Here is a 24,778-nt window from a genome sequence, read left to right as displayed (position 1 = left end):
TCAACCTGTTTCAGCTCGCGATACTCACTTCAACGCCCCTTCGGCCACCAGCACTTCGTGTGCGGCCTTGAATGCGCTCAGGCCGTGCGGAATGCCCGAGTAAGCGGTCGCGTGCAGCAGCGTCGCCTTGATTTCATCCACGCTCACCCCGGTGTTGAGCGCCCCCTTGACGTGCAGCTTGAGTTCGTTGGTATGGCCGGCCGCCGTCAACATCGCGAGGTTGAGCAGGCTGCGGGTCTTGCGATCGAGCGTGTCGTCGCCCCAGGCCCATCCCCAGGCCCAGGCGGTCGTTGCACGCTGGAACGACATCATGAAGGCGTCGGCCTTTTCCATCGACGCATCGACATATTCGGCGCCGAGCACTTCGCGGCGAATCGGCAACCCCTTCTGAAACAGCGCATCATCTTCGTTCATATTCGACTCCTTGGTTGGCGCAAGCGCGCATTTGGAAACCTGCCGTCACCGTTTGCACGGGATGGGGGAGCGACGCTCGAGCGCCGTTCCGCGCGAACCTCGCCGGCGAACGGCCATCGCGTTCACTTCATCGCCTCAGCGGCTGCCGGACACCCGCGGCGGGCACGCGAACCGTCCTTCGACGCGAACAGATAGCAGGCCAGTGCCGTGACGACGAGGCCCACCATCCACGACACGTCCGCGCCGCCAAGGATCGACGCCCATGGGCCGTGGAAAAAACTCTCGTCCATGAACGGCACCTGGACGGCAATGCCGAACACGTAGATCGCCATGTTCCTGACGTTGAACGATCCGTATGCGCCGCCATGGCTGCCGATGATTTCGGCGACCCGGTAGTGCCGGTCGTTGACGAGGTAGAAATCGATCAGGTTGATCGCGATCCACGGCGCGAGCACGATGCGCATCGCGAAGACCGCATTCAGGAAGATCGCAATGAAGTTGCTCGATGCCCACAGCGCGGTGGCGGTCGACGCGACCAGCAGGACCATCGACACGACGACGCGTACGCTTCGACCGGGCACCCAGTGCGGCCGGAAGGTCTGCGCGGCGGTGATGAACGACAGCACCGCGCCATACAGGTTCATCCCGTTGTGGCCGATGATGTTGACCAGGAACAGAAAGATCAGCACGTAGCCGAACACGCCGGTCTGATCGCGGATCGCCTGCATCGCGTCCGTGGAGTGCCCGGTGCTGACGGCCAGCACGCCGAACAGGAACGCGAAGATCGTGCCGAGCGACGTGCCGAAGTACGTGTATGCAAAGGTCTTCGCGAATCCGGTGGAGGCGGGGAGATAGCGCGAATAATCGGACGTATAGGGGGCGAAGCTGATCTGCCATACCGCGCACAGTCCGAACATCGCGAACCAGTTTGCGAGATCGAACTGGCCCTGCTGGAAGATCCGGGCGTCGAGGCTCGGCGCCATCAGCGCGATGCCGACGACGAGCGCACCGCCCATGAACCACGCGCCCACCTTGTTGAAGCGATGGATGAAGTGGCAGCCGATCACGCCGACCAGCGTCGCGAGCATGGCGCCGACGACGGTCGCGACCGGCACGGGCACCGACGGCGCTGCCGTATGGAGCGTCTTGCCCGCGAGGATGATGTTCGAGACGAAGAAGCCGAGGTAGATCAGCGTCGTGAATCCCACCACGAGCAGCGACCCGTAACGGCCGAACTGGGCGCGGCTCTGGATCATCTGCGGTACGCCGACCAGCGGCCCTTGCGCGGAGGTCAGCGCATGGAAGATCGCGCCGAAGAATTGCCCGGCCACGATCGCGAGGATCGCGCTCACCAGGTCGAGGTGGAACACCAGCACCGAAGTCGCGCCGGAAATCACGGCCAGCGGGGCGACGTTCGTGCAGAACCACAGGGTGAACAGGTCGGCCGGTTTGCCGTGCCGGGCCTCGGGTGCAACGTAGTCGATCGAATTGCTTTCGATAGCCAGAACGCCGCTATCGCTTTCCGGGTGTGTCATGCTGTCTCCATCCTTATTGCCCGGGCATGCCGGCGCGCGCACGTTCGTGTGTGCGGCCCGGCGAACCTTCGAGGCTTTTGATCGGTACTGCGGGTGAATGCGCCGTTGCTCAACGCATCACGAACGGGTCGCTGATCGGCTCGTCCGACGTGCGAAGCCACACGGATTTCGTCGTCGTGTATTCGAGCGCGGCGCTCAGGCCGCCTTCGCGGCCGTGCCCCGACAAGCCGAAGCCGCCGAACGGCACGAGCGGCGACACCGCCCGATAGGTGTTGATCCAGACGATGCCCGAGCGCACGCGCTTCGACACACGGTGAGCGCGGGTGAGGTTGGTCGTGAAGATGCCGGCCGCGAGGCCATAGGCCGTGCTGTTGGCCTTGTCGATCGCTTCCTGCTCGGATTCGAACGTGTCGACCGACAGCACGGGGCCGAACAGTTCGGTCGTGATGCTGTCTGCATGGTCGACGCCGGTGCAGTCCAGAATCGTCGGCGCGTAGTAGTACCCGTCGCGCTCCAGCTTGTTCCCGCCGGCGAGCACTTTCGCGCCCTGGCTCACCGAACTCGCGACGACCGCCTCGATGTGGCGAAGCTGTCGCTCCGTGCAGAGCGGCCCGTACTCCGTTGCCATCTCGCCCGGCGAACCCACGCGAATGCGCGACACGCGTTCGACCAGCAGCGCGAGGAACCGCTCCTTGACGGAGGCCTCGATCAGCAGGCGCGAACCCGCCACGCAGCTCTGGCCGCTCGCCGCGAAGATCGCGGCCACCTGCGCATTCACCGCGCTCTGGATGTCGGCATCGGCGAACACGATGAACGGCGACTTGCCGCCGAGCTCCAGCGACACCTTCGCGAGATTGCCGGCCGTGTTCCGCACGATGTGGCGCGCGGTCTCGGGGCCGCCAGTGAACGCGACCTTGTCCACGCCGGGGTGGCTGCTCAGCACCGCGCCGCATTCCGGGCCGAAGCCGGTGATGACGTTGACGACGCCCGCCGGAAATCCCGCCTCGTGCACGAGCCGCGCGAATTCGAGCAACGGGCCCGGTGCTTCCTCGGACGCCTTGAGCACCACCGTGCAGCCAGCCGCGAGCGCCGGGCCGACCTTGACCGCGGACAGGAACAACTGGCTGTTCCAGGGCACGATCGCGGCGACCACGCCGACGGGCTGCCGTTCGAGCCAGACCTGCATGTCGGGCTTGTCGACGGGGATGTGGCTGCCTTCGAGCTTGTCGGCGATGCCGGCGTAGTAGCGGTAGTACTCCGCGACGTAGGCGATCTGGCTCGACGTTTCCCGGATGATCTTGCCGGTGTCGGTCGTTTCGATTTCAGCGAGCCGTGGGGCGGCCTGTTCGACGAGATCGGCGAGCCTGTGCAGCAGCTTGCCGCGCGCCGACGCGGACAGTCCGGCCCATTGCGGATCGGTCAATGCGCGGCCGGCCGCCGCGACCGCGCGGTTGACCTCGTCGGTTCGCGCTTCCGGCATCTGCGCCCACACCGTGCCGGTCGCGGGATTCACGCTGCCGAACGTCGCGGCGCCGGGCTCGAACCGGCCGTCGATATACAGCTGAAAATGCACATTCATGGCGTCGGGACCTTATTGGAACGCGGGCATCACATCGCGGATCATCCGTTCGAGCGACGCCTTCTTGCGCTCGAAGCTCATGCCGGTGTCGATCCAGAACGAGTACTCGTCGAAGCCGAGCGCCTCGTAGGCCTTCAGGCGCGCAATGACCTCGGCGGGCGTGCCGATCACGTTGTTCTTGCGCATCGCTTCCGGCGTATAGAACGGGTGAGCGGCGATTTCTTCCTTGCTCAACGGCTTGATCATCCCGCGGCTGATCGGCCGCTCGTTCTTGAACCACGCGCCGAAGTAGTTGTAGAACACATTGACTTCGTCGGCCGCCACTTGCGCGTCGCCCTCGCTGCTCGCCACATAGGTGTGACGCAGCAGCATGATCTTCGGGCGCGGCATGTCGCTGAACTTCTCGCACGCGGCGTTGAAGTGGCCGACCAGCTTCTCGACTTCCTCGTCGCCGAAGTGCAGCGGCGTGACCTGCACGTTGCAGCCGTTCGCCACCGCGAACTCGTGGCTGTTCGGGTCGCGCGCGGCCACCCAGATCGGCGGATGCGGTTGCTGCAGCGGCAGCGGCGACGACGTCGTCGCCGGGAATTGCCAGAACTCGCCTTCGTGCGCGTAGTCGCCTTCCCACAGCTTCTTCACCGCCGGAATGAGTTCGCGCATGCGCTGCCCGGCGCCCCATGCATCGAGCCCCGGCATCAGGCGCTCGTATTCGAACGAGTATGCGCCGCGCGCGATCCCGAGTTCCAGGCGGCCGCCCGAGATGATGTCGGTCATCGCGGCTTCGCCGGCGAGCTTGATCGGGTGCCAGAACGGCGCGACGACCGTGCCCGTGCCGAGCCGCACGCGCTTCGTCTTGTTCGCGAGATCGGCGAGGTTGATGAACGGGTTCGGCGCGATCGTGAAATCCATGCCGTGGTGCTCGCCGGTCCAGACGGCGTGCATGCCGCCGCGATCGGCGATCTGGCACAGCTCGACCATCTCGTCGTACAGCTGCTTTTGGCTGGTCTGGTCGGAGACGCGCTCCATGTGAACGAAAAGCGAAAAACGCATGATGTGACCTTTCAGGAAAGAAGCGGGCGGACGGTGCCGGTGCTGTGATCGCCGAAGTACAGGCCGTAGCTCTTCAACTGGCTCTCCTTGCGATAGCGCTCGAGCATGCTGGCCAGCGCGCTGTCCTGGAACGCGTCAGGCTCGATGTCGTCGAGGCTCACGAATTCGCCGGCGACCGCCGCTTCGTCCGGTGCGCTGCAGAGGAACGAGATGTACTGGTAGTGCGTCTCGGTATTGTTGTAGACCGAATAGATGAAGCTTGCCGATGCGTCCGGCTGGTAGCGCCGGAACAGTTCGGCGAGCGCCTTGTCGGCGCCTTCGTTGCCGATCTCCTTCGTGGGCAGCGCCCACTTGCCGTCGGCCGTCTTCACCATGAGCACCTTGTCGTCGCGCGTGATGATCGCGCTGACGATCACCTTCGGGCCGGCGATGACTTCGGCCGACACCTTCGCCGGCGTGAAATAGCCGCCGCGGTAGTAGCCGAGGCCCGCGTAGCCCGCGGAATGAAACGCCTCGACCTTGCCGATCAGCAGCGCGTGATCGCCCGCATCGATCACCGCGTGCGTCGTGCAGTCGAACCATGCGCTGACGTCGTCGATGAGCGGATTGCGATGGGCGCTCAGTTGCCAGTCGACCTTCGCGAAGCGATCTTCGCTCGGCCGGGCAAACGTGTTGGACAGGTCCTTTTGCCCCTCCGCGAGAATGTTGATCGCGAAATGGCCCGTGGCGGAAAACGTCTGGTAATTGCTCGACGTCTTCGCGATGCTCACGAGCAGCAGGGCCGGGTCCAGCGACACCGACGAGAACGAGTTCGCGGTGAAGCCGAGCGGCTGGTCATCGTCGCGCGCGGTGGTGACGATCGTCACGCCGGTCATGAACGCGCCGAACGCGTCGCGCAGCTCCCGGGTGTTGATGGTCGGGGCTTCCTGGCTGGTTGCTTGGCTCATGTCACACTTCCGATTTCAGGGTTTCCGCCTGTGGCTGGGTCTGCAACCAGGCACGCAGGGCGCGATTGACTTCGTCGGGCGCGGTCAGGTTCACCATGTGGCGCTCGTTCTCGATCACGACGGCCTTTCCGTCGTGCGCGGCCTGCGCCATCTGCCTGGCCATCTCCGGCGTCGAATTCGGGTCGTCCGACCCGGTGAGCACGAGCGCGGGGCAGGCGATCCGGTGCCAGCCGTCCGCATACACTTCGTCGCCCTTCGCGAACGCCGTGTACGCGGTGGCGTAACCCTCCAGGTCGACGGACTGCAGCCACGACTCGACCTTCTGCGCGGCGACCTGCTGCGCTTCGTCGGCGTTGAACCAGCGCCGCAGCGGCGTTTCCACGTCGATGGTTCCCGAACGCAGTTCCGCGGCGCGTTGCAGCACGGCTTCGCGGGCCTGCTCGGTGCGGCGGTAGACACCGTTCAGGACGGCCACCCGCTTGACCAGGTCGGGCCGCGTGACGGCCACGCCGGCGGCAATCAGCGAACCCATCGAGTGGCCGGCCAGGTTCACGGGGCCGGCGTGAAGCGCTTCGATGAACTCGATCGCCCACTGCACGAACTGCTGCAGGTCGGCGTCCGGGGCGAGCGCATCGCTTTTGCCGTGGCCCGGCATGTCGACCGCGATCACGCGGAATTCGCGCGACAGGTCGTCGATCTGCGGATACCACGCGTTCGCCTGCATGCCCACGCCGTGAATCAGGACCAGCGGTTCGCCGGCACCTTGCTCGAGAAAGTGGGCGGCGCGCTTATTTGACAGCAGCAGGGTTCTTGACGTCATTTCCGAGCTCTGCGAGATCTTTGTAGCGGTCGCCGATGCGGTGATGCGGACGGCCGGCGGTGGCGGCGCCGATGGCGATGACCAGTTCGTCGGCGGCCGGTGCGTCCGGAATCGCGAACTGGAGCGTCAGGTAGTGCGAACGGCGGCCTTCGTCGTTCTTGTCCATCATCGGGATCAGCAGCGGCGCATTGGCCGGGCCGCGCGTGTTGTTGAACGCGAGGTACGACTTCGCGCCGACGGCCGTGCGATAGGTGTTGCCGAAGTGCAGCGTGTGGATCAGCGCGGACGCATGCTCGATCTCGCCGTCGAGGCCGACGATCGCGCACTTGCCGAACGCTTCGACGGCTTCGCCCGAACCGGCTTCGTCGAGGATCAGCTTCGTCAGGTGTTCGCTGAGCTGAGGCGCCAGCGCGCGGATCTCCGGCGACAGGTCCTCGACATACCCGCGGCCTGCCCACGGGTTCTTGATCACGGCGACCGCCCCGATCATCTTCAGCGGCTTGGCCGCGACCTTGTCGCCATCGACGTAGATGGTCTCGACATGGAGGACGGATTTCCGAATCAGGCTCATGGCACCTTCCTTTCGTGCGTTGATTGTGGATTTGATTGTGGTATACCATGTTACGGCATGCCATGAGTGTTAACCCTCGTCCGGAAATTTCTCGAAAGTGGAGGTGGAAAATGACTGCGTACTGGATTGCCCACGTGACGGTGCTGGATGCCGCGAAATACAAGGACTACACGGATATCGCGCCGCAGGCGTTCAGGAAGTTCGGTGCCGTTTTCCTGGCGCGCGGAGGCCCGTCGCAGGTGCTGGAGGGGGAGTCGTTCGAGCGCCACGTCGTGATCCGGTTTGCCGACATGCAAACGGCGCTCGCGTGCTATCACTCGCCCGAGTACCAGGCGGCGAAATCGAAGCGGGATGGGTATTGCCGCGCGCAGATCGCGATCGTCGAAGGGCTGGAAGGCTGATCCGCGCACTGACGGCTGGCTGCAGGCCGAGGCCGCGCGGGATGGAAAGCCTGATGACAGTTAAGTCATAATATGGCATTCCATGTTTGCGTCGGCCTCCCGGCCGGCGCAGGCCACCAACCTGTTTCCAGAGTGCCGCCCATGCAAGACCTCAAGATCGACCGCAATGCCAAGACCCTGCGTGAACTGACGCTCGACAAACTGCGCGGTGCGATCGTGCAGGGGTATTTCCGGCCGGGCGCGCGGCTCGTCGAGCGCACGCTGTGCGACGAGCTCGGCGTGAGCCGCACGGTGGTGCGCGAGGTGCTGCGCCATCTGGAGACCGAAGGGCTGGTCGAGACCGTGTCGCGGCAAGGCCCGGTCGTCGCGCGGCTCGATCCGGCACAGGTGGGCGAGATCTACGAATTGCGCGGCCTGCTCGAAGCCAATGCCGCGCGAGCCTGCGCCGAGGGTGCGACACCCGAGGTCGTGCGGCAGCTGCGCGAGGTCCGCGCGGTGATTGAAGATGCGTTCGAGAAGCGGGAGCTGCCGCGCGTGCTCGAATACACCGAGCGCTTCTACGAAACGCTGTTCGAAGCAGCCGGGAAGCAGGTGTCGCTGACGGTCGTCAAGACGCTCAACGCGCGGATCAACCGGTTGCGCGCGCTGACCATCGCGATGCCGGGGCGCGGCGGCGACTCGAATGCGGAAATGAACCGCTTGCTCGACGCGATCGAGCGGCGCGACGGCGACGCGGCTTCGGCGGCGTCGGCCGCGCACATCAAACGGGTTTCCGAACTGGCATTGGCGGCGCTCGCGGAGCAGAACGAGGCAGTCGCCGACAATTGACGGGATCCCGCGCGCCAGATCGGCGCGCGACGTTCGACACGAAAGGCCGCCGGCACACCATGCCGGCGGCCTTTTGTTTTGTCCGCCGATTCGACTCATGGTATTCCATAATACGATGCGCATTGTTGTGGGCCATAAGATGGCATACCATAATCTCATCGGGTAACGCAGCGATCACGGGAGAACGCCATGGCTGAGTCGATGACCGGACACACCGCGCAACAGGCATTCGATGCGCACGGCTTGCGTCGTGCGCTCGGCGCGCGTGCCCAGGTGGGCGCGATCCTGGAACATCGCGACGGGCTGGTGCTCGTCGATACCGCGCAAGGCTTGCGGTTGCCGGCCGGCATCCGGCTCGAACCGGCCAGCAATCCGGCGAGCCTGCGCGGCGTGCTCGCGAAGCTCGGGCTCAACGCGCATCTCGACTTCCTGTTCGCGGTGTTCGAGGCGAGCGACGAGCAAGAGCCGGGCGTACACATCTATTACCGCGGCCGCGTGATACACACCGGTTCGCCGTGGTTCGACGACAGCATCCGCATCGTGCCGCTCTGGCAGATTCCGTGGGACGACATCGCCGACGCCGCCGTGCGTTCGATGCTCGAGCGCTATGTGCGCGAACGCAGGCAGGACGCGTACGGCATCTATGTCGGCGATGCGGAAGCGGGAACGGTGCAGACGCTCGCGCTTGCACATTGAGGACACCTGTCGAACCGGAATGCGCAGGCGCCATCGCGGCTCGGCGATGAGCGACAAGATCATGAAGCCGGCGCGATCTGCGTCGCCGGCCTGAATACGCGTGTTCGGATGGCCGCCGCCCCGGTGGTCGCGACGCGCAACCGTTTCCCCCTGGAGAGAGACCATGAGCAGCAGAAGCCTTTCACGTTTCGCCCCGATGGCCATGCTTTGCGCGGCGACGCTGGTTGCGGCGCCGGCGCCGGCCGCGGAGCAGATCGTGTTCACGAGTTGGGGCGGCACGACGCAATCGTCGCAGCAGAAGGACTGGGCGCAGCCGTTCACGCAGGCGAGCGGCATCAACGTGCTGATGGACGGGCCGACCGACTACGGCAAGCTCAAGGCGATGGTCGACAGCGGCAACGTCAACTGGGACGTGGTGGACGTGGAGGGTGACTTCGCGTACGCGGCCGCGCAGGCCGGCCTCGTGGAGCCGATCGATTACTCGGTGGTGAAGAAGGACGACCTCGACCCGCGCTTCTCGACGACCCATGCGGTGGGAAGCTTCTACTACTCGTTCGTGCTGGGCTTCAACAAGTCGAGCTTCAAGGGCGCGCAACCGCAGTCGTGGGCCGACCTGTTCGATACGAAGAAATTCCCGGGCAAGCGGACGCTCTACAAGTGGTCGGCGCCCGGCGTGCTCGAAATCGCGCTGCTGGCCGACGGCGTGCCGGCGAACAAGCTCTATCCGCTCGACCTCGACCGGGCGTTCCGGAAGCTCGACACGATCAAGGGCAACATCGTGTGGTGGAGCGGCGGCGCGCAATCGCAGCAGCTGCTCGCGTCGGGCGAGGTGCCGATGGGCATGTTCTGGAACGGGCGCCTGCATGCGCTCGCGCAGACCGGCGTGCCGGTCGGCATTTCGTGGAACCAGAACCTGACGGCCGCCGACATGCTCGTGATTCCCAAGGGCGCGAAGCACAAGGCCGAAGCGATGAAGTTCCTCGCGGCGGCGACCAGCGCGCAGGCACAGGCGAAGTTCGCGGCCGATACGGGTTACGCACCGATCAACGTGAAGTCGGCGGCGCAGATGCCCGCCGCGGTGGCGAAGACATTGCCGGATCAGTACAAGGATTCGCAGATCAACCTGGACATGAAGTACTGGGCCGACCATCGCGATGCGATTGCGAAGCGCTGGTATGCGTGGCAATCGAAGTAGCACGACTCGACGTCAATACGATTGACGCAGGCATGCCCCGACCCGGCCGTGACACGGGCGGTGCATGACTGAAACAGGAGAGATGCAGGAGACACCATGCCCAATGTTCTGAGTTCCGTCGCTCATCCGCCGGCGAAGGCCGCGCGCCGGCGGCCCGACTGGCGCAACATCCGCTTGCTGGTCCCGGCGATGTTGCTGCTCGCGATTTTCTTCCTGCTGCCGGTGCTGTCGCTGCTGTTGCGCAGCGTGCTCGAGCCGGCGCCCGGCTTGCAGAACTATGTGCAGCTGCTCGGCTCGACCACCTATCTGCGCGTGTTCGGCAACACGTTCCTGGTTGCGACCGTCGTGACGGTGGTGACCGTCGCGATCGGCTTTCCGACCGCATGGCTGCTTGCGATCGCGCCCAGGAAGCTGAGTTCGGTGCTGTTCTCGATCCTGCTGCTGTCGATGTGGACCAACCTGCTCGCGCGGACGTTCGCGTGGATGGTCCTGCTGCAGGCGACCGGCCCGATCAACCGGATGCTGATGGCGCTCGGCCTCATCAGCGAGCCGCTGGCGCTGGTGAACAACCTGGTCGGCGTGACGATCGGCATGACCTACATCATGCTGCCGTTCCTCGTGATGCCGCTGCACGCGACGCTGCGCAGCATCGACCCGTCCACGCTGCGCGCCGCGGCGGTCTGCGGGGCGAGCCGCTGGCAGGCGTTCTGGCGCATCCTCGTCCCGCTCGCGATGCCCGGCATCGCGTCGGGTGCGTTGATGGTGTTCGTGATGGCGCTCGGCTACTTCGTGACGCCGGCGCTGCTCGGTGGCGCGCAATACATGATGCTGGCGGAGCTGATCGCGCAGCTCGTTCAACAGTTGCTGAACTGGGGGCTCGCCGGCGCCGCGGCACTGGTGCTGCTCGCGGTGACGCTTTCGCTCTATGCGCTTCAGCTGCGCTTCACGGGCGCCGCGCGCAACGGTATGGGAGGGCGCTGACATGTTGCTGGATTTCGACCGTCTGGGTGCATTGCGCTGGCTGTTGCTGTCGGTCGGCGGCGCGGTTGCCCTGTTTCTTCTGCTTCCGATCCTGTTCATCGTCGCGCTGTCGTTCGGCGATTCGCAGTGGCTGATCTTCCCGCCCCCCGGCTGGACGCTGGACTGGTACCGCCAGTTGTTCACCGACGCCGGCTGGCTCGATTCGCTGATGACGAGCGCCAAGCTCGCCGTCATCGTGACCGTGCTGTCGGTGCTGATCGGCTTTCTCGCATCGCTGGCGCTGGTGCGCGGCAAGTTCCGCGGGCGCGCCGCCGTGCAGGCGTTCTTCCTCACGCCGATGGTGCTGCCGGTGGTCGTGCTGGCCGTGGCGCTCTATGCATTCGTCCTGCGCGTCGGCCTGGACGGCACGATGACGGGCTTCGTGATCGGCCACCTGATCATCGCGTTGCCGTTCTCGATCATTTCGATCAGCAACTCGCTCGCGAGCTTCGACACCGCGCTCGAAGACGCCGCGTTGATCTGCGGTGCGTCGCCGCTCGAGGTCAAGCTGCGCGTCACGATACCGGCGATCCGGCTGGGCCTGTTCGCGGCCGCGATCTTCTCGTTCCTCGCGTCATGGGACGAAGTGGTGGTGTCGATCTTCATGTCGAGCCCCACGTTGCAGACGCTGCCCGTACGCATCTGGGCGACGCTGCGCCAGGACCTGACGCCCGTGGTCGCGGCAGCCTCTTCGTTGCTGGTCGGCCTGACGACTGTATTGATGTTGGCGGGCGCGCTGCTGCGCCGCGCTCGATAAATGAGGTAACCGAGCCATGACTTCCGCATTCCTGCAAATCCAGCGCCTGCGCAAGACCTACGACGATGTCGTCGCGATCGACCAGGTGTCGCTCGATGTCCGAAAGGGCGAATTCATGACGTTCCTGGGGCCGTCCGGTTCCGGCAAGAGCACTACGCTCTATATCGTCGCCGGTTTTCAGGAGCCGACCGAGGGCCGGGTGCTGCTCGACGGCAAGCCGCTGCTCGCCGTTGCGCCGAACAAGCGCAACATCGGCATGGTGTTCCAGCGCTACACGCTGTTTCCGCACCTGACCGTGGGCCAGAACGTCGCATTTCCGTTGCGGGTGCGCCGCCAGCCGGAAGCGGAAATCCGGAAGAAAGTCGACCAGATGCTGGAGCTGGTCCATCTTTCGGAGTTCCGTGACCGCATGCCGGCCCAGTTGTCCGGCGGGCAGCAGCAACGCGTGGCGATCGCGCGCGCACTGGCCTACGATCCGCCGGTGCTGCTGATGGACGAGCCGCTCTCCGCGCTCGACAAGAAGCTGCGCGAAGAGATCCAGCTCGAGCTGCGCCGCATTCACCAGGAAACCGGCGTCACCATTCTCTACGTCACGCACGACCAGGAGGAGGCGTTGCGCCTGTCGGACCGTATTGCCGTATTCAACAAGGGCTGCATCGAGCAATGCGGGACCGGTGAGGAGCTCTATGCGAACCCGGCTTCTCGCTTCGTCGCGAACTTCATCGGCAATTCCAATTTTCTTCCGGTGCGCGTCACGTCGAGCGGCACCGCGCAATCGAGCGCGGTGTTTCCGAGCGGCCACCAAGTGGCGACCGCGGGCAATGCGTCCGTCGCCGTCGGCGGCGACGGCACGCTGATGGTTCGCCCCGAGCAGATGCGCATCCGCGCGGCCCAGGCGGCGCAAGACACGGCCGGCTTGCCGGTGACCGTTCGCGACATCACGTATCTGGGCGACGCGATGCACTATTCGGTCACGACGCCGTGGGAGCAGGAGATCTCCGTCCGGATGCCGGCGGGCGATCACCGGGACAGCGGCATCGTCGTCGGTACCCGCGCGCTGGTGGACTGGGACGCACGCGACGTGCGTCTGTTCGCGCAGGCATGAACCGGTAGCCGGCGATGCACGAATCGTTTCCATCCCTGAAGGTCGAGCGCCGTACGACCACGCTGCGGGAACTCGTCCTCGAGAAAATGCGCACGGCCATCCTCGATGCACGCTTTCTGCCGGGCGAACGGCTCGTCGAGCGGACGTTGTGCGAAGAACTGGGCGTGAGCCGTACCGTCGTGCGCGAGGTATTGCGCCATCTGGAAGCGGAAGGGCTCGTCGATACGGTGCCCAACCAGGGCCCGATCGTCGCCGTGCTCGATCTCGACCGGGCAGCCGAGATCTACGAGATTCGGGGCCTGCTGGAAGGCGAGGCCGCTTCGGCGTGTGCGCGACTTGCGGACGAACGGACGATCGCGGAACTGGAAGCGCTGATCGATCGCATTCGGGATGCATTCGGAAGCCGGGATTACCGCAGCGTCCGGATGCTCACGACGTCGTTTTACGAGCGCATGTTTCTTGCGGGGAAAAAGCAGGTGGCGTGGGAGATCGTGCAGTCCCTGATGGCGCGGATCAACCGCCTGAGGGCGATGACCATCTCCTCGGACGATCGCGGGCAGCAGGCGGTGCAGGAGATGCGCCTGATCGTCGCTGCGATACGGGACGGGAACGCCGCGGCCGCGAGCGAGGCTGCGCTTGCGCATGTCAACCGCGTCGCCGAAATTGCCCGGACGTTGTTGGGCGAAGGGCAGGAGCACGCCAGTGGGAAACACGCCGGATGATGGCGCAGACGCGTCGATCGGACTGGTTGACGCGGGAGTGTCTTCTCTGACTCAAGTCCGTCCTGAATTTGTTGCAATGCTTGACCCGGTTTCGGCGCGCCACGGCAGTCGACGTGTCGCTTCGTGGCCGGATTTCATATTGGATTCGTATTGGATTGCCCGATACATTTTTCTGCAAGTCGAGGAACGATGATGGAATTTGGAAGCGCGTTGAAGGATCCGGCGCTGTTTCGCCAACAGGCCTACGTGAACGGCGAATGGCAGGCCGCCGCAAGCGGCGAAACCTTCGAAGTCCGGGACCCGTCAACCGGAGACCTCGTTGGGACGGTGCCATTGATGGGCGCGACCGAGACGCGTCACGCGATCGAAGCCGCGAACGCCGCATGGCCCGCATGGCGCAAGAAGACCGCGAAGGAACGCGCGGTTGTCCTGCGCAAGTGGCACGACCTGATGATGGAAAACGCCGACGATCTCGCGCGGATCCTGACGACCGAGCAGGGCAAGTCGCTGGCCGAAGCGAAGGGCGAGATCGGTTATGCCGCATCGTTCCTCGAATGGTTCGCGGAAGAAGGCAAGCGCGTGTACGGCGACACGATCCCGACGCCGGCGAGCGACAAGCGCATCGTCGTGACGAAGGAAGCGATCGGCGTGTGCGCGGCGATCACGCCGTGGAATTTCCCGGCGGCGATGATCACGCGCAAGGTCGGCCCGGCACTCGCCGCTGGCTGCCCGATCGTCGTGAAGCCGGCCGAGGCCACGCCGTTCTCCGCGCTCGCGATGGCCGTGCTGGCCGAGCGCGCGGGCGTGCCGGCCGGCGTGTTCAGCGTCGTCACGGGCGACCCGAAGGCGATCGGCGGCGAGCTGACGTCGAACCCGATCGTGCGCAAGCTGTCGTTCACCGGTTCGACGCCGGTCGGCCGCCTGCTGATGTCGCAGTGCGCCGCGACGGTCAAGAAGGTGTCGCTGGAGCTCGGCGGCAACGCACCGTTCATCGTGTTCGACGACGCCGATCTCGACGCGGCCGTGCAGGGCGCGATCGCATCGAAGTACCGCAACAGCGGCCAGACCTGCGTGTGCACGAACCGCTTCTACGTGCACGAAGCCGTGTACGACCAGTTCGCGCAGAAGCTCGCGGCGGCCGTCGGCCAGCTGAAGGTGGGCCGCGGTACGGAGCCGGGCGTCACGCAAGGTCCGCTGATCAACGAAGCCGCGGTGCTGAAGGTCGAGGCGCATATCGAGGACGCGCTCGCGAAGGGCGCGACCGTCGTGACGGGCGGCAAGCGCCACGCGCTCGGCCACGGCTTCTTCGAGCCGACCGTGCTGACGGGTGTCACGTCGGCGATGAAGGTCGCGAAGGACGAGACGTTCGGGCCGCTCGCGCCGCTGTTCAAGTTCAGCAGCGACGACGAAGTGATCCGCCTCGCGAACGACACCGAGTTCGGCCTGGCTGCGTACTTCTACAGCCGCGACATCGGCCGCGTGTGGAAGGTTGCGGAAGCGCTCGAATACGGGATGGTCGGCGTGAACACGGGCCTGATCTCGAACGAAGTCGCGCCGTTCGGTGGCGTGAAGCAATCCGGCCTCGGCCGTGAAGGCTCGCACTACGGCATCGACGACTACGTCGTGATCAAATACCTGTGCCTGGCGGTTTGATTCGTGCAATCGCAATTGCGTGCCGGAGTAATCCGGCACGCAGTCGGAGCGGACTAGACATGCCCTGAGTGACTGCCATATTTCTCAGCCAGCCGTTGCGAGCCCAAGCCGACGAGGAGTACAGCCGTGATGCCCAGGATTGCTTCGATCAAAGGAGGCATTCAGGCGCCCAATTGAGATCCGCCGTGCTGCGCAAAGCGGCCGTCCGGTTCGATTCGGTCGTCGCGATTCTGGCTGATCTCGTGCCGGGCGGCAAGCGGATCGCAGCGGAGCGGTTTCGGCTCCCTGAACGAGAGCGCACGCGCTCGCAACTTTCTGGCGCACCCACGTCAGTCATGCCTCTTCGCGCGGCAGAGTGAGCACCGCATCGAGCCCGCCGCCGTCCCGATTGCGCAGAATCAGCGTGCCGCCGTGCAGCGTCGCGATGCTGCGCGCGATCGTGAGCCCCAGCCCCGTGCCGCCGTCGTCGAGGTCGGCGTGCTTGCCGCGCCGGTACGGCTCGAACACGCGTTCGAGCCAGTCGTCGGGAAGGCCGGGGCCGGTATCGCCGACGACGATGCGCACGGCATCCTTGCCGTCGCGCACGTCGATCGTCACCGGCGCGCCGCCGCTGTAGTGCGCGGCGTTGTCGAGCAGGTTCTGCAGGCAGCGCTTCAGGTTGCGCGCGAAGCCCGACACCGGCGCCGCCGCGTATCCGCTGATCGTGACCGCCTGGCCGGTATCGCGCGCATCTTCCGCCAGCCCTTCGAGCATCGAATCGAGATCGATGCCGCAGCGCGGCTCCGTCACTTCCACACCGCGCACCGCGTCGAGCGCGCCGCGCACCATCGATTCCATTTCGTCGAGATCGCCGCGCAGCCGGTCACGCCACTCCGGATCCGGCAGCATCTCGGTGCGTAGCCGCAAGCGCGTGAGCGGCGTGCGCAGGTCGTGCGACACCGCGCCGAGAAACCGCGCACGCCCGGCGAAGCTGTCGATCAACTGCTGCTGCATCGCATTGAACGACTCGGCCGCGCGGCGCACTTCCGACGGCCCGTCGACGGCAAGCGGTGGCCGGTGGATGTCGCGGCCGAGCGCTTCGGCGGCGCGCGCGAGCTGCGTGAGCGGCTTCAGCGCAAAGCGCACGGCGACGAACGCAACCGCGCACACCGCGACGAAACGGATCAGGTAAAGCCTCAGCAGGTAGTCGACGACGAGCGACGCGGGCATCGCATGCATGCCGGCCTGGCCTTCGTCGGCACGCACGTCGAGCCAGCCGCCCGACGGCAGGCCGACCTGGACGTGGAATTCGCCCGTCGGCATCCGCGAATCGAACAGGCTCAGCGGGCCGGCATGATGGCCTGCGTCGTCGTGCAACGCGGCTTCGACGAGGCGAAACGGCACATCGGCACCGAGCCGCCGCGACAGGACGCCGGCGATCAGGCCGGCCGTTGCGTGCTGCGCGAAACTCAGCGTGCCGGCGGGCGAGGGCGCGTCGATGCGCTCGAGCCGGTAGCGGGCGTCGCCGAGCGCGGCGATGACCGTGTCGCGCGCGGCCGGATCCGGCGCGGCGTCGACGAGGCGCAGCGTATCGGCGAGCCGGCTCGCGAACAGGCGCGACGGAATTTCCAGCATGCGGTTGTCGTGGGTGTCGAACCAGATCGTGCCGGTCAGCATCTGGCCGGCGAACATGCCGGCCACAAGGATGGTCACGAGCCGCCCGAACAGCGAGTCGGGCCACACGCGCAGCTTCATGCGCCGCATGCCCATCACGCTTCGTGCACGACGTCGGCGACGAGCATGTAACCCTCGTTGCGGACCGTGCGGATCAGCGCCGCGTTGCGCGCGGCATCCTTCAGGTGGTGGCGCAGCCGGCTCACGCACACGTCGATCGAGCGATCGAGCGGCGCAAGCTCCTTGCCGAACACGCGATCGAGCAGGAACTCGCGCGACAGCGGGCGGTTCGGGTGATCGAGCAGCGCGCGCAGCGTGCGGTAGTCCGAGCCGCCGAGCGACACGACGACGCCGTCGGGCGACATCATCTGCTTCATCCGCGTATCGAGATGCCAGCCGGCGAAGCTGACGCGCGACGAGGCTTCCGTGCGCCGCATGCCCGGAATCGCGCGCGTGCGGCGCAGCACGACCTTGATCTTCGCGACGAGCTCGCGCGGGTCGAACGGCTTCGGCAGGTAGTCGTCCGCGCCCATCTCGAGGCCGAGGATCCGGTCGAGCAGGCCGCCGCGCGCGCTCAGGATCACGATCGGCACGTCGTGGCGCTGCCGCAGGTCGCGTGTGAGGTCGAGGCCGTCCTCGCCGTCGAGCATCAGGTCGAGCACGACGAGATCGACGCTCGACGTCCCGAGCGCCTGCCGAAGCTGCTGGCCGTTCTCGGCCAGCGTGACGCGGTAGTTCATGCCGCGCAGGTAGTCGCCGAGCAGCGTACGGATGTTCGGATCGTCGTCGACGACAAGAATGTGGTCCATCGGGGGAAGCTTCCGGATAAATCGAAATGATTCTGAAAGGAATGGCGCACCAACACATTCCATTACAAAAGGCCGCGCTTCCAACACATCGCCATTACACGCGGTAATTACAGTGTCGCCCTTCAAATGGCAATGATTCTCATTCATAGGCGACATTATGGCAATTTTCAGACAGGCGTGGGCGCGGCGCGCGTGCATCGGCGCAATCGCATGGATGCTCGGCGCGACCGTTGCACACGCATCGGCGGCGACGGCCGAGCCGGTTCCCTCGGTGTCGCCTGCGCCGGCGGCCGTGACCGATCTCGCGGGCCGCACGGTGCGCATCCCGGCACAGGCGCCGCGCCGGATCCTGCTCGGCGAGAGCCGGCTGCTGTCGGCGGTCGCGTTGCTCGACGGCAAGCAGCCGCTCGCGCGCATCGTCGGCTGGCAGGGCGACCTGCCGCTGATGGACCCGCAGACCTACGACGCGTACGCCCAGGCGTTTCCGCAAATCCGCCGCATCCCGCTGATCGGCCAGGCAACCGAGGACAGCATCAGCGCCGAGAAGGCGCTGAGCCTGAAGCCCGATCTCGCGATCTTCAGCCTCGGCGGGCACGGGCCGAGCCGCTACAACGCGCTCGTGAAGCAGCTCGAGGCGACCGGTACGACGGTCGTATTCGTCGATTTCCGGCTGCATCCGCTGCAGAACACGCTGCCGAGCATCGCGCTGCTCGGCGCGGTCATGCATCGCACCGCGCAAGCGAATGCGTATGCAACGTTCTATCGAGCGCATCTCGCGCGCATCGAGGCGGTCGTAAACCGGATTCCCGACGCGCAGCGGCCGAAGGTGTTCGTCGACCTGCTCGCGGGCGTGTGGGATGCCGGCTGTTGCCACACGGCCGGCAACGGCAATTTCGGCGAGTTCGTGACGGCCGCGGGCGGCCGCAACATCGCCACGGGGCTGCTGCCCGGCGTGCTCGGCGACATCAGCATGGAGCAGGCGATCGCCGCGCGGCCCGACGTGTACATCGCGACCGGCAGCCGCTCGAAGCCGGGGCTCGCATCGCTGCGGGTCGGCGCACAGACGAGTGCGCACGATGCGGCGGCGAGCCTCGCGCAGCTTGCCGCGCGGCCGGGCTTCGATGCGATCAAGGCGATCCACGACGGCCGCGTGCACGGCATCTCGCACAACTACTACGACTCGCCGTACAACATCCTCGCGATCGAAGCGTTCGCGAAGTGGTTCTATCCGCAGCAGTTCAAGGATCTCGACGTACATGCGACGCAGGCCGAACTGCATCGCCGCTTCCTCGCGATCGCGCCGCAGGGCGCCGAGTGGGTCGATGCGCCGCTGCCGGCCGCCACGTCGCAGGCGGCACGATGAGCGACGCCGTGCTTCAGGATCTCGTGCCCGGCCGTATCCGTGCGGCAAGCGTGCGCGACTACCGCCGGCTCACGCGGCGGCGCGCGGTCGCGCTCGTCGTCGTCGCGCTGCTGATCGTCGTGTCGGTGCTGTTCGACCTGTCGTCCGGGCCATCGGGAATGCCGGTCGCGACGCTGTTGCGCACGCTCGTCGAACGCGCGGGCGCCGATCCGGCCGCACGCGTGATCGTGTGGCAGATCCGCCTGCCGTACGCGGCGATGGCCGTGCTCGTCGGCGCGGCGCTCGGGCTGTCCGGCGCGGAAATGCAGACGATCCTCGCCAATCCGCTCGCCAGCCCGTACACCCTCGGCGTATCGGCGGCCGCCGCGTTCGGCGCGTCGCTCGCGATCGTGCTCGACGTGACCATTCCCGGCGTCGCGCAAACCTGGGTCGTATCGGCGAACGCGTTCGTTTTCGCGTTCCTGTCCGCGCTGCTGCTCGATGCGGTCGCGCGCTGGCGCGGGATGAACACCACGGGCGTCGTGCTGATGGGCATCGCGCTGGTGTTCGCGTTCCATGCGCTCGTGTCGCTGATGCAGTTCATCGCGTCGGCCGACGCGCTGCAGGGGCTCGTGTTCTGGACGCTCGGTTCGCTCGCGCGCGCCGACTGGCCGAAGCTCGCGGTGCTCGGCACGGCACTTGCGATCGCGTTGCCGATGTCGATGCGCAACGCATGGACGCTCACTGCGCTGCGGCTCGGCGAGGATCGTGCGGCGAGCTTCGGCGTCGACGTGAAGCGCGTGCGGCTCGCGACGCTGCTGCGGGTATCGGCGCTGTCGGCGCTCGCGGTGTCGTTCGTCGGCACGATCGGCTTCGTCGGTTTGATCGCGCCGCATCTCGCGCGCACGCTGTTCGGCGAGGACCATCGCTTCTATCTGCCCGGCAGCCTGCTGCTCGGCGCGCTGATGCTGTCACTTGCGTCGATCGCATCGAAGTTGATCGTGCCGGGCGTGCTGATCCCGGTCGGGATCGTTACCGCGCTGGTCGGCATTCCGCTGTTCCTCGGCATCGTCGTGCGATCGCAGGGAGGGCAAGCATGAGCGGGCTGACGATCGCAGGGCTGACCGTACGTTACGGGCGGCGCGACGTGCTCACGTCGCTGAGTGCGGGGCCATTGCCGCGCGGCCGGATCACCGCGCTCCTCGGCCCGAACGGCAGCGGCAAGTCGACGCTGCTGCGCACGCTTGGCGGGCTGACGCGCGCTGCGTCGGGCGAGCTCGCGCTCGATGGTGCGACGCCGTTCGTGCCGGGGCTGCGCGACGCGCGTTCGCATGGCGTCGTCTACCTGCCGCAGGCGTTGCCGGCCGGCGTGCGCCTGCAGGTGCTCGAATCGGTCGTCGTCGCGCGTCGCGCGACACGGCAGGGCGTCATGACGGCTGGCCGCGACGGGAGCGGGGAGGGCGACGATACGGCCGCCCTTGCGGTGCTCGCGCGGCTCGGCATCGACGGGCTCGCGCTGCGCACGCTCGACGAACTCTCCGGCGGCCAGCGCCAGCTCGTCGGTCTTGCGCAGGCGCTTGCCCGCGATCCGCAGGTGCTGCTGCTCGACGAACCGCTGTCGGCGCTCGACCTGAATCACCAGCACCAGGTGATGGCCGCGCTGCGCGACATCACGCGCGAACGGCAGCTCGTGACGGTCGTCGTGCTGCACGACATCAGCGCCGCACTGCGCGGTTGCGACCGCGCAATGCTGCTGCACCGTGGCCGCATCGTGCGCTTCGGCACGCCGGAAGACGTCGTGACGCCGGCCAGCCTCGCCGACGTGTTCGGCGTCGCCGCACGCATCGAGCGCTGCTCGCGCGGCCAGCTCCAGGTGCTGATCGACGGGCTCGCGGCCCACGACCCGGTTGCCGCCCCATCGCGCTAGCCGTCCTCTTCACTTCTCTCATCACCGGAAGGATTCATGTCGTCGTCTCATCAACGAGCCGGCCGATCGCCGTCGGCCGTGCTGTCGAACCTGTTGGGCGCCACGCTCGGGCTGGCCATGTTGTCGGCCGCGCATGCGCAGTCGGGCGTTTCGGCCGCTGCGCCGGACGCTTCGTCGTCGCCGGGCGCGCCGCTGCCCGCGATCGACGTCAACGCGCATTCGTCGCCATACCGCACCGAGTTCCTGCAGTCGGACCAGTTCACCGCGCCGCTGCTGGACGTCGCGCAGAGCGTCACCGTCATCCCGAAGAAAGTGCTCGACGAGCAGCAGGCGCAGAGCCTGCAGGACATCCTGAAGAACGTGCCCGGCATCACGTTCACGTCGGGCGAAGGCAATCTCGGCTGGGGCGACATGTTCACGATCCGCGGTTTCTCGGGCGAGCAGAGCATTACCGTCGACGGCATTCGCGACGCGGGCCTCGCCGGGCGCACGGATACGTTCAACGTCGAGCGCGTCGAGGTGTTCAAGGGCACCGGCACGATCGAGTCCGGCGTCGCCGCGCCGGGCGGCAGCGTGAACCTCGTCAGCAAGGAGGCGCATGCCGGCGACGCGTACCACCTGTCGACGACGCTCGGCACCGCCAGCTACCGGCGCGTGACGGCCGACCTCAACAAGCAGCTCACACCGACGTCGGCGTTCCGGCTGAACCTGATGCGCCACTACAACGCGGTCGACGGCCGCGCGGTGACCGACTATGACCGCTGGGGCGTGGCCGGTTCGCTTGCGCTCGGCCTCGGCACGCCGACGCGCATGACGATCGACTATCTGCACCAGAACGACGTGAACACGCCCGACACGGGCGTGCCGATCGAGCGCGGCACCGGCGGCGCGCGCATGCCGGGCGTGCCGCGCAACGGCTGGTACGGCGACCCGAACCTGTTCACCGATCGCGAGGTGACGGATCGCGCGACGGTCAAGGTCGAGCACGACTTCAACGACAACGTGCGGATTTCCAATATCAGCCGCTTCGAGCAGACCGACCGCATTACCGTCCTTTCGCCCGCGCGCTTCAACTCGACCGGCGGCACGTCGTACGGCTACACGGGTACGGGGCCGCTCGTCACGAGCGGCGCGGGGCTTGCGTCGTACAGCGGTTACGCGCCGATCGCGAACGCGTCACCGTTGGCCGTGCTGCGCGGCAGCAACTACGGCACGTCGAAGCGGTACGACATCGTGGCGAACGAAACCAACCTGAACCTGTCGTTCGACACCGGCGGCCTGCATCACGACGTCGTTGCGGGTGCGGAGGTGTATCACGAGCGCTACGGTGATCTCGCGCGCACGATTCTCGCGCCGTCGGTCAATCCGGTGATGAACCTGACGAACGCATACGGTACGAACATGGGTGGCGTGCCGACGCTCGAAGGCGGCGCGGGCGACTACGCGTCGCTCACCGATGCCGGCGTGTACTTGCGCGACACCGTGACCGTCACGCCGAAGTGGATCGTCGAGGGCGCGGTGCGCTACGACCGCTTCTCGCTGAAGCAGGTCAACGGCGCGGCGGACGCGCACACCGTCGCGCGCAGCAACGACGGCGCGTTGAGCGGCCGCATCGGCATCACGTACAAGCCGGTGCCGTTCGGCAGCGTCTATGCGACCTACAGCCGGGCCGCGCAACCGTCGGCGGTCGGCGCGACGACCAACAACGTGATCTACGGCAACACGTCGAACCAGGACCTGCAGGCGGCCGTCGCGCAAACCTGGGAACTCGGCTCGAAATGGGACCTGTTCGACCACCGGCTGTCGCTGACGGGCGCGCTGTTTCGCACCGAGCTGTCCGATTCGTGGGACTACGGCGACGGCACGACGACGGTCGTGCGTGCGTTGCCGCCGCGCCGGGTCGACGGCCTCGAGCTCGGCGTGTCGGGCAACCTGACCGACCGATGGTCCGCATTCGCGGGGTTTGCCGCGATGCGCGGACGCATCACGAAGGGCGCGAATGCCGGGCTGCGGCCCGCCAACGTGCCCAACGCGACGTTCAACCTGTGGACGACGTATGCGGTCACACCGAAGCTGTCGGTCAGCTACGGTGCGCAGTACGTCGGCACGCGACGCTATACCGACAACCGCTACGTCGGTGGCCAGAGCAACAACAGCAGCACCGTGAACGGCGCGAGCGGCAAGCATCCGGTGTACGTCGCGGACGGCGAAAAGGCGCCGTCGTTCTGGCTGCATTCGATCGCCGCGCGCTACGAAGTCGACAAGCACCTGACGCTTGGCCTGAACGTGCAGAACCTGTTCAACACGTTCTACTACTCGGCGATCGGCGCGTCGCTCGACGGCTTCCAGTTGTACGGCGTGCCGGGAGCCGGGCGCACCGTCATGGCAACCGCCGACGTCCGGTTCTGACGCGCGCGAGCGCCACCGCATCCGCTTCGAAGGAGAGCACACGATGATGATCGAGATTCCGGGCGTGTTCAGCCCGGCGGAGGCCGCCCAGCTCGTCGAGCGGCTGCGGGCCGCGCAATGGATCGACGGCCGCGCGACGGCCGGCGCGCAATCGCGGCGCGTGAAGGAGAACCGGCAGCTCGACGGCGACGATCCGCTCGCGCGCGAGATCGGCGACGAGATCATTCGCCGTCTCGCGCAGAACGCGGTGTTCATGTCGGCGGCGCTGCCCAAGCGCATTTATCCGCCGCTGTTCAACCGGTATGCGGGCGGCGAATCGTTCGGCTATCACGTCGACAACGCAGTGCGCGGCATCCGCGCGTCGCGCGAGCGCGTGCGTACCGATCTGTCGGCGACGCTGTTCCTGAACGATCCGGCGAGTTACGACGGCGGTGAACTCGTCGTGCGCGACACGTACGGCGAGCACCGCGCGAAGCTCGCCGCCGGCAGCATGATCCTGTATCCGGGATCGAGCGTGCACAAGGTCGAGGCCGTGACGCGCGGCGAGCGGCTGGCCTCGTTTTTCTGGGTGGAAAGCCTGGTGCGCGAGGATGCGCAGCGGAGTCTGCTGCTGGACATGGATGTCGCGATCCAGCGGTTGACGCAGCAGGACGCGGACGGGGAGTCGTTGCTGCAGCTGACGGGGGCGTATCACAACCTGTTGAGGATGTGGGCGGATGCTTGACGGGGGGCTCGATGCAATCCGGGAATGAAAGGCATCAGCATGGATGAGACGGGAATCCAACAGGAACGGTAAGAGGGCGGAGGGATAGAGAGCGGTGATGCGCGGACTTTGACGGTCGCTGAGCGCACTGAACTCAACGCGTTGTTTCTTGTCCATCATGAGTTGCTTGCTGCCGTGCCGGTCCATCGCGATCTTGAGGCGCTGGGGCAGGTGGGACGGGATGGCGCTGATCGCTGCGATGTGATGGCGCAGGCGTCGCGCGCCGCGTCATCGCAGCGACATCTTTCTCGCGTAAATCTATGGCACTTCGCCAGTCGGCGGGGTCCCGTTTCCTCTAGGAATACCGACCATGGCGGCAAAACGCCTTCGCATCAACATGATTACCCGTCGCCAGTCGACGTTCGACGGCCGGCATCTCGACACCGAGGCAGCACGTCGCCTCGGCGCGCACGCGCAGGACGCGATTCCCGCTCATCTGAAAGGCACGCAGGGCGCAGAAGCCGAATGGCTGCCGCGCGTGAAGGTCAGCGAGCGATAACCCGGTTACGCCACGCGAGCCGCTGCGCGACAGCGCCGATCTCGCCGTCCGGCGGCTCTCCCGATTTCGATCCATGTAAAACG

The 24,778-nt window shown here is 66.3% G+C and carries 23 protein-coding genes and 1 pseudogene; 15 read left to right on the top strand and 9 right to left on the bottom strand.

Annotation, left to right across the window (positions count from 1 at the left end; translation table 11 throughout):
- Positions 1-24: 24 nt before the first annotated feature.
- The 7 genes from G3O06_RS08685 to G3O06_RS08655 form a co-directional block, all read right to left on the bottom strand.
- Positions 25-414, bottom strand: a complete 390-nt coding sequence (locus G3O06_RS08685; protein WP_175032740.1) for a carboxymuconolactone decarboxylase family protein — start codon at positions 412-414, stop codon at positions 25-27.
- Between the two features lie 122 nt (positions 415-536).
- Positions 537-1,949 (bottom strand): cytosine permease, encoded by a 1,413-nt coding sequence (locus G3O06_RS08680; RefSeq protein ID WP_174966869.1) that lies wholly within the window; start codon positions 1,947-1,949, stop codon positions 537-539.
- Between the two features lie 109 nt (positions 1,950-2,058).
- The gene (locus G3O06_RS08675) at positions 2,059-3,528 is read right to left on the bottom strand and encodes an aldehyde dehydrogenase (RefSeq protein ID WP_205815735.1); all 1,470 of its coding nucleotides are present in this window, start codon (positions 3,526-3,528) and stop codon (positions 2,059-2,061) included.
- Positions 3,529-3,540: 12 nt separating this feature from the next.
- On the bottom strand, positions 3,541-4,578 hold the full coding sequence (locus tag G3O06_RS08670; RefSeq protein WP_205815734.1) for an LLM class flavin-dependent oxidoreductase: 1,038 nt from the start codon (positions 4,576-4,578) through the stop codon (positions 3,541-3,543).
- A gap of 11 nt (positions 4,579-4,589) precedes the next feature.
- Positions 4,590-5,525: a flavin reductase gene (locus tag G3O06_RS08665; protein WP_205815733.1), complete on the bottom strand. Its 936-nt coding sequence runs from the start codon at positions 5,523-5,525 to the stop codon at positions 4,590-4,592.
- A 1-nt stretch (position 5,526) separates the two neighbouring features.
- Complete coding sequence (locus tag G3O06_RS08660; RefSeq protein WP_174966866.1) at positions 5,527-6,345, bottom strand: alpha/beta hydrolase; 819 nt, start codon at positions 6,343-6,345, stop codon at positions 5,527-5,529.
- The gene (locus tag G3O06_RS08655; protein ID WP_174966865.1) at positions 6,314-6,916 is read right to left on the bottom strand and encodes an amino acid synthesis family protein; all 603 of its coding nucleotides are present in this window, start codon (positions 6,914-6,916) and stop codon (positions 6,314-6,316) included. Before G3O06_RS08655 ends, G3O06_RS08660 begins: the two co-directional genes overlap by 32 nt.
- A gap of 110 nt (positions 6,917-7,026) precedes the next feature.
- Between G3O06_RS08655 and G3O06_RS08650 the strand changes: the two genes are divergently transcribed.
- The 9 genes and pseudogenes from G3O06_RS08650 (at position 7,027) to gabD (ending at position 15,293) form a co-directional block, all read left to right on the top strand.
- Positions 7,027-7,317 (top strand): DUF1330 domain-containing protein, encoded by a 291-nt coding sequence (locus G3O06_RS08650; protein WP_174966864.1) that lies wholly within the window; start codon positions 7,027-7,029, stop codon positions 7,315-7,317.
- Between the two features lie 141 nt (positions 7,318-7,458).
- A complete protein-coding gene (locus G3O06_RS08645) occupies positions 7,459-8,145 on the top strand; it encodes a GntR family transcriptional regulator (protein WP_174966863.1) in 687 nt (228 codons plus the stop codon).
- Between the two features lie 264 nt (positions 8,146-8,409).
- Positions 8,410-8,841 (top strand): annotated as a pseudogene (locus G3O06_RS08640) (flavin reductase); the annotation flags it as partial.
- 163 nt (positions 8,842-9,004) lie between these two features.
- Positions 9,005-10,036, top strand: a complete 1,032-nt coding sequence (locus G3O06_RS08635) for an ABC transporter substrate-binding protein (protein ID WP_205815732.1) — start codon at positions 9,005-9,007, stop codon at positions 10,034-10,036.
- Between the two features lie 96 nt (positions 10,037-10,132).
- Positions 10,133-11,017 (top strand): ABC transporter permease, encoded by an 885-nt coding sequence (locus G3O06_RS08630; protein ID WP_205815731.1) that lies wholly within the window; start codon positions 10,133-10,135, stop codon positions 11,015-11,017.
- A 1-nt stretch (position 11,018) separates the two neighbouring features.
- The gene (locus tag G3O06_RS08625; RefSeq protein WP_205815730.1) at positions 11,019-11,813 is read left to right on the top strand and encodes an ABC transporter permease; all 795 of its coding nucleotides are present in this window, start codon (positions 11,019-11,021) and stop codon (positions 11,811-11,813) included.
- A 16-nt stretch (positions 11,814-11,829) separates the two neighbouring features.
- The gene (locus G3O06_RS08620) at positions 11,830-12,918 is read left to right on the top strand and encodes an ABC transporter ATP-binding protein (protein WP_205815729.1); all 1,089 of its coding nucleotides are present in this window, start codon (positions 11,830-11,832) and stop codon (positions 12,916-12,918) included.
- A gap of 14 nt (positions 12,919-12,932) precedes the next feature.
- Positions 12,933-13,640 carry a GntR family transcriptional regulator gene (locus G3O06_RS08615; RefSeq protein ID WP_174966858.1) on the top strand — a complete coding sequence of 236 codons (708 nt, stop codon included), beginning with the start codon at positions 12,933-12,935 and terminating at the stop codon, positions 13,638-13,640.
- A gap of 189 nt (positions 13,641-13,829) precedes the next feature.
- Entirely contained in the window at positions 13,830-15,293 is a 1,464-nt protein-coding gene (gabD, locus tag G3O06_RS08610; RefSeq protein ID WP_205815728.1) for an NADP-dependent succinate-semialdehyde dehydrogenase, read from the top strand.
- 333 nt (positions 15,294-15,626) lie between these two features.
- Here the strand turns inward: gabD and G3O06_RS08605 are convergent, their stop codons facing one another.
- The gene (locus G3O06_RS08605; RefSeq protein ID WP_205815727.1) at positions 15,627-17,036 is read right to left on the bottom strand and encodes a HAMP domain-containing sensor histidine kinase; all 1,410 of its coding nucleotides are present in this window, start codon (positions 17,034-17,036) and stop codon (positions 15,627-15,629) included.
- A 5-nt stretch (positions 17,037-17,041) separates the two neighbouring features.
- Positions 17,042-17,755 carry a response regulator gene (locus G3O06_RS08600; RefSeq protein ID WP_174966851.1) on the bottom strand — a complete coding sequence of 238 codons (714 nt, stop codon included), beginning with the start codon at positions 17,753-17,755 and terminating at the stop codon, positions 17,042-17,044.
- A gap of 157 nt (positions 17,756-17,912) precedes the next feature.
- Between G3O06_RS08600 and G3O06_RS08595 the strand changes: the two genes are divergently transcribed.
- The 6 genes from G3O06_RS08595 to G3O06_RS08570 all read left to right on the top strand — a co-directional run bounded on the left by G3O06_RS08595 (position 17,913) and on the right by G3O06_RS08570 (position 24,695).
- Positions 17,913-19,118 carry an ABC transporter substrate-binding protein gene (locus G3O06_RS08595; RefSeq protein ID WP_205815726.1) on the top strand — a complete coding sequence of 402 codons (1,206 nt, stop codon included), beginning with the start codon at positions 17,913-17,915 and terminating at the stop codon, positions 19,116-19,118.
- A complete protein-coding gene (locus G3O06_RS08590) occupies positions 19,115-20,197 on the top strand; it encodes an iron ABC transporter permease (protein ID WP_205815725.1) in 1,083 nt (360 codons plus the stop codon). Before G3O06_RS08595 ends, G3O06_RS08590 begins: the two co-directional genes overlap by 4 nt.
- Complete coding sequence (locus G3O06_RS08585; protein WP_205815724.1) at positions 20,194-21,024, top strand: ABC transporter ATP-binding protein; 831 nt, start codon at positions 20,194-20,196, stop codon at positions 21,022-21,024. Before G3O06_RS08590 ends, G3O06_RS08585 begins: the two co-directional genes overlap by 4 nt.
- 36 nt (positions 21,025-21,060) lie before the next feature.
- A complete protein-coding gene (locus G3O06_RS08580) occupies positions 21,061-23,433 on the top strand; it encodes a TonB-dependent siderophore receptor (RefSeq protein ID WP_205815723.1) in 2,373 nt (790 codons plus the stop codon).
- 43 nt (positions 23,434-23,476) lie between these two features.
- The gene (locus tag G3O06_RS08575) at positions 23,477-24,157 is read left to right on the top strand and encodes a Fe2+-dependent dioxygenase (RefSeq protein WP_174980257.1); all 681 of its coding nucleotides are present in this window, start codon (positions 23,477-23,479) and stop codon (positions 24,155-24,157) included.
- Positions 24,158-24,506: 349 nt separating this feature from the next.
- Positions 24,507-24,695, top strand: coding sequence for a hypothetical protein (locus tag G3O06_RS08570; protein ID WP_069249558.1), 189 nt, complete (start codon positions 24,507-24,509; stop codon positions 24,693-24,695).
- The last annotated feature ends 83 nt before the right edge of the window (positions 24,696-24,778 follow it).

The organism is Burkholderia sp. Ac-20345 (genome assembly GCF_017104825.1).
Lineage (GTDB): Bacteria > Pseudomonadota > Gammaproteobacteria > Burkholderiales > Burkholderiaceae > Burkholderia > Burkholderia lata_B.
The sequence above is the reverse complement of the archived record's forward strand: the minus strand, read 5'-3'. Positions and strand labels throughout refer to the sequence as shown.

Coding starts and splice junctions, on each gene's coding strand:
- G3O06_RS08685 (WP_175032740.1), bottom strand. CDS start 414: ATGAACGAAGATGATGCGCTGTTTCAGAAGGGGTTGCCGATTCGCCGC.
- G3O06_RS08680 (WP_174966869.1), bottom strand. CDS start 1,949: ATGACACACCCGGAAAGCGATAGCGGCGTTCTGGCTATCGAAAGCAAT.
- G3O06_RS08675 (WP_205815735.1), bottom strand. CDS start 3,528: ATGAATGTGCATTTTCAGCTGTATATCGACGGCCGGTTCGAGCCCGGC.
- G3O06_RS08670 (WP_205815734.1), bottom strand. CDS start 4,578: ATGCGTTTTTCGCTTTTCGTTCACATGGAGCGCGTCTCCGACCAGACC.
- G3O06_RS08665 (WP_205815733.1), bottom strand. CDS start 5,525: ATGAGCCAAGCAACCAGCCAGGAAGCCCCGACCATCAACACCCGGGAG.
- G3O06_RS08660 (WP_174966866.1), bottom strand. CDS start 6,345: ATGACGTCAAGAACCCTGCTGCTGTCAAATAAGCGCGCCGCCCACTTT.
- G3O06_RS08655 (WP_174966865.1), bottom strand. CDS start 6,916: ATGAGCCTGATTCGGAAATCCGTCCTCCATGTCGAGACCATCTACGTC.
- G3O06_RS08650 (WP_174966864.1), top strand. CDS start 7,027: ATGACTGCGTACTGGATTGCCCACGTGACGGTGCTGGATGCCGCGAAA.
- G3O06_RS08645 (WP_174966863.1), top strand. CDS start 7,459: ATGCAAGACCTCAAGATCGACCGCAATGCCAAGACCCTGCGTGAACTG.
- G3O06_RS08635 (WP_205815732.1), top strand. CDS start 9,005: ATGAGCAGCAGAAGCCTTTCACGTTTCGCCCCGATGGCCATGCTTTGC.
- G3O06_RS08630 (WP_205815731.1), top strand. CDS start 10,133: ATGCCCAATGTTCTGAGTTCCGTCGCTCATCCGCCGGCGAAGGCCGCG.
- G3O06_RS08625 (WP_205815730.1), top strand. CDS start 11,019: ATGTTGCTGGATTTCGACCGTCTGGGTGCATTGCGCTGGCTGTTGCTG.
- G3O06_RS08620 (WP_205815729.1), top strand. CDS start 11,830: ATGACTTCCGCATTCCTGCAAATCCAGCGCCTGCGCAAGACCTACGAC.
- G3O06_RS08615 (WP_174966858.1), top strand. CDS start 12,933: ATGCACGAATCGTTTCCATCCCTGAAGGTCGAGCGCCGTACGACCACG.
- gabD (WP_205815728.1), top strand. CDS start 13,830: ATGATGGAATTTGGAAGCGCGTTGAAGGATCCGGCGCTGTTTCGCCAA.
- G3O06_RS08605 (WP_205815727.1), bottom strand. CDS start 17,036: ATGCGGCGCATGAAGCTGCGCGTGTGGCCCGACTCGCTGTTCGGGCGG.
- G3O06_RS08600 (WP_174966851.1), bottom strand. CDS start 17,755: ATGGACCACATTCTTGTCGTCGACGACGATCCGAACATCCGTACGCTG.
- G3O06_RS08595 (WP_205815726.1), top strand. CDS start 17,913: ATGGCAATTTTCAGACAGGCGTGGGCGCGGCGCGCGTGCATCGGCGCA.
- G3O06_RS08590 (WP_205815725.1), top strand. CDS start 19,115: ATGAGCGACGCCGTGCTTCAGGATCTCGTGCCCGGCCGTATCCGTGCG.
- G3O06_RS08585 (WP_205815724.1), top strand. CDS start 20,194: ATGAGCGGGCTGACGATCGCAGGGCTGACCGTACGTTACGGGCGGCGC.
- G3O06_RS08580 (WP_205815723.1), top strand. CDS start 21,061: ATGTCGTCGTCTCATCAACGAGCCGGCCGATCGCCGTCGGCCGTGCTG.
- G3O06_RS08575 (WP_174980257.1), top strand. CDS start 23,477: ATGATGATCGAGATTCCGGGCGTGTTCAGCCCGGCGGAGGCCGCCCAG.
- G3O06_RS08570 (WP_069249558.1), top strand. CDS start 24,507: ATGGCGGCAAAACGCCTTCGCATCAACATGATTACCCGTCGCCAGTCG.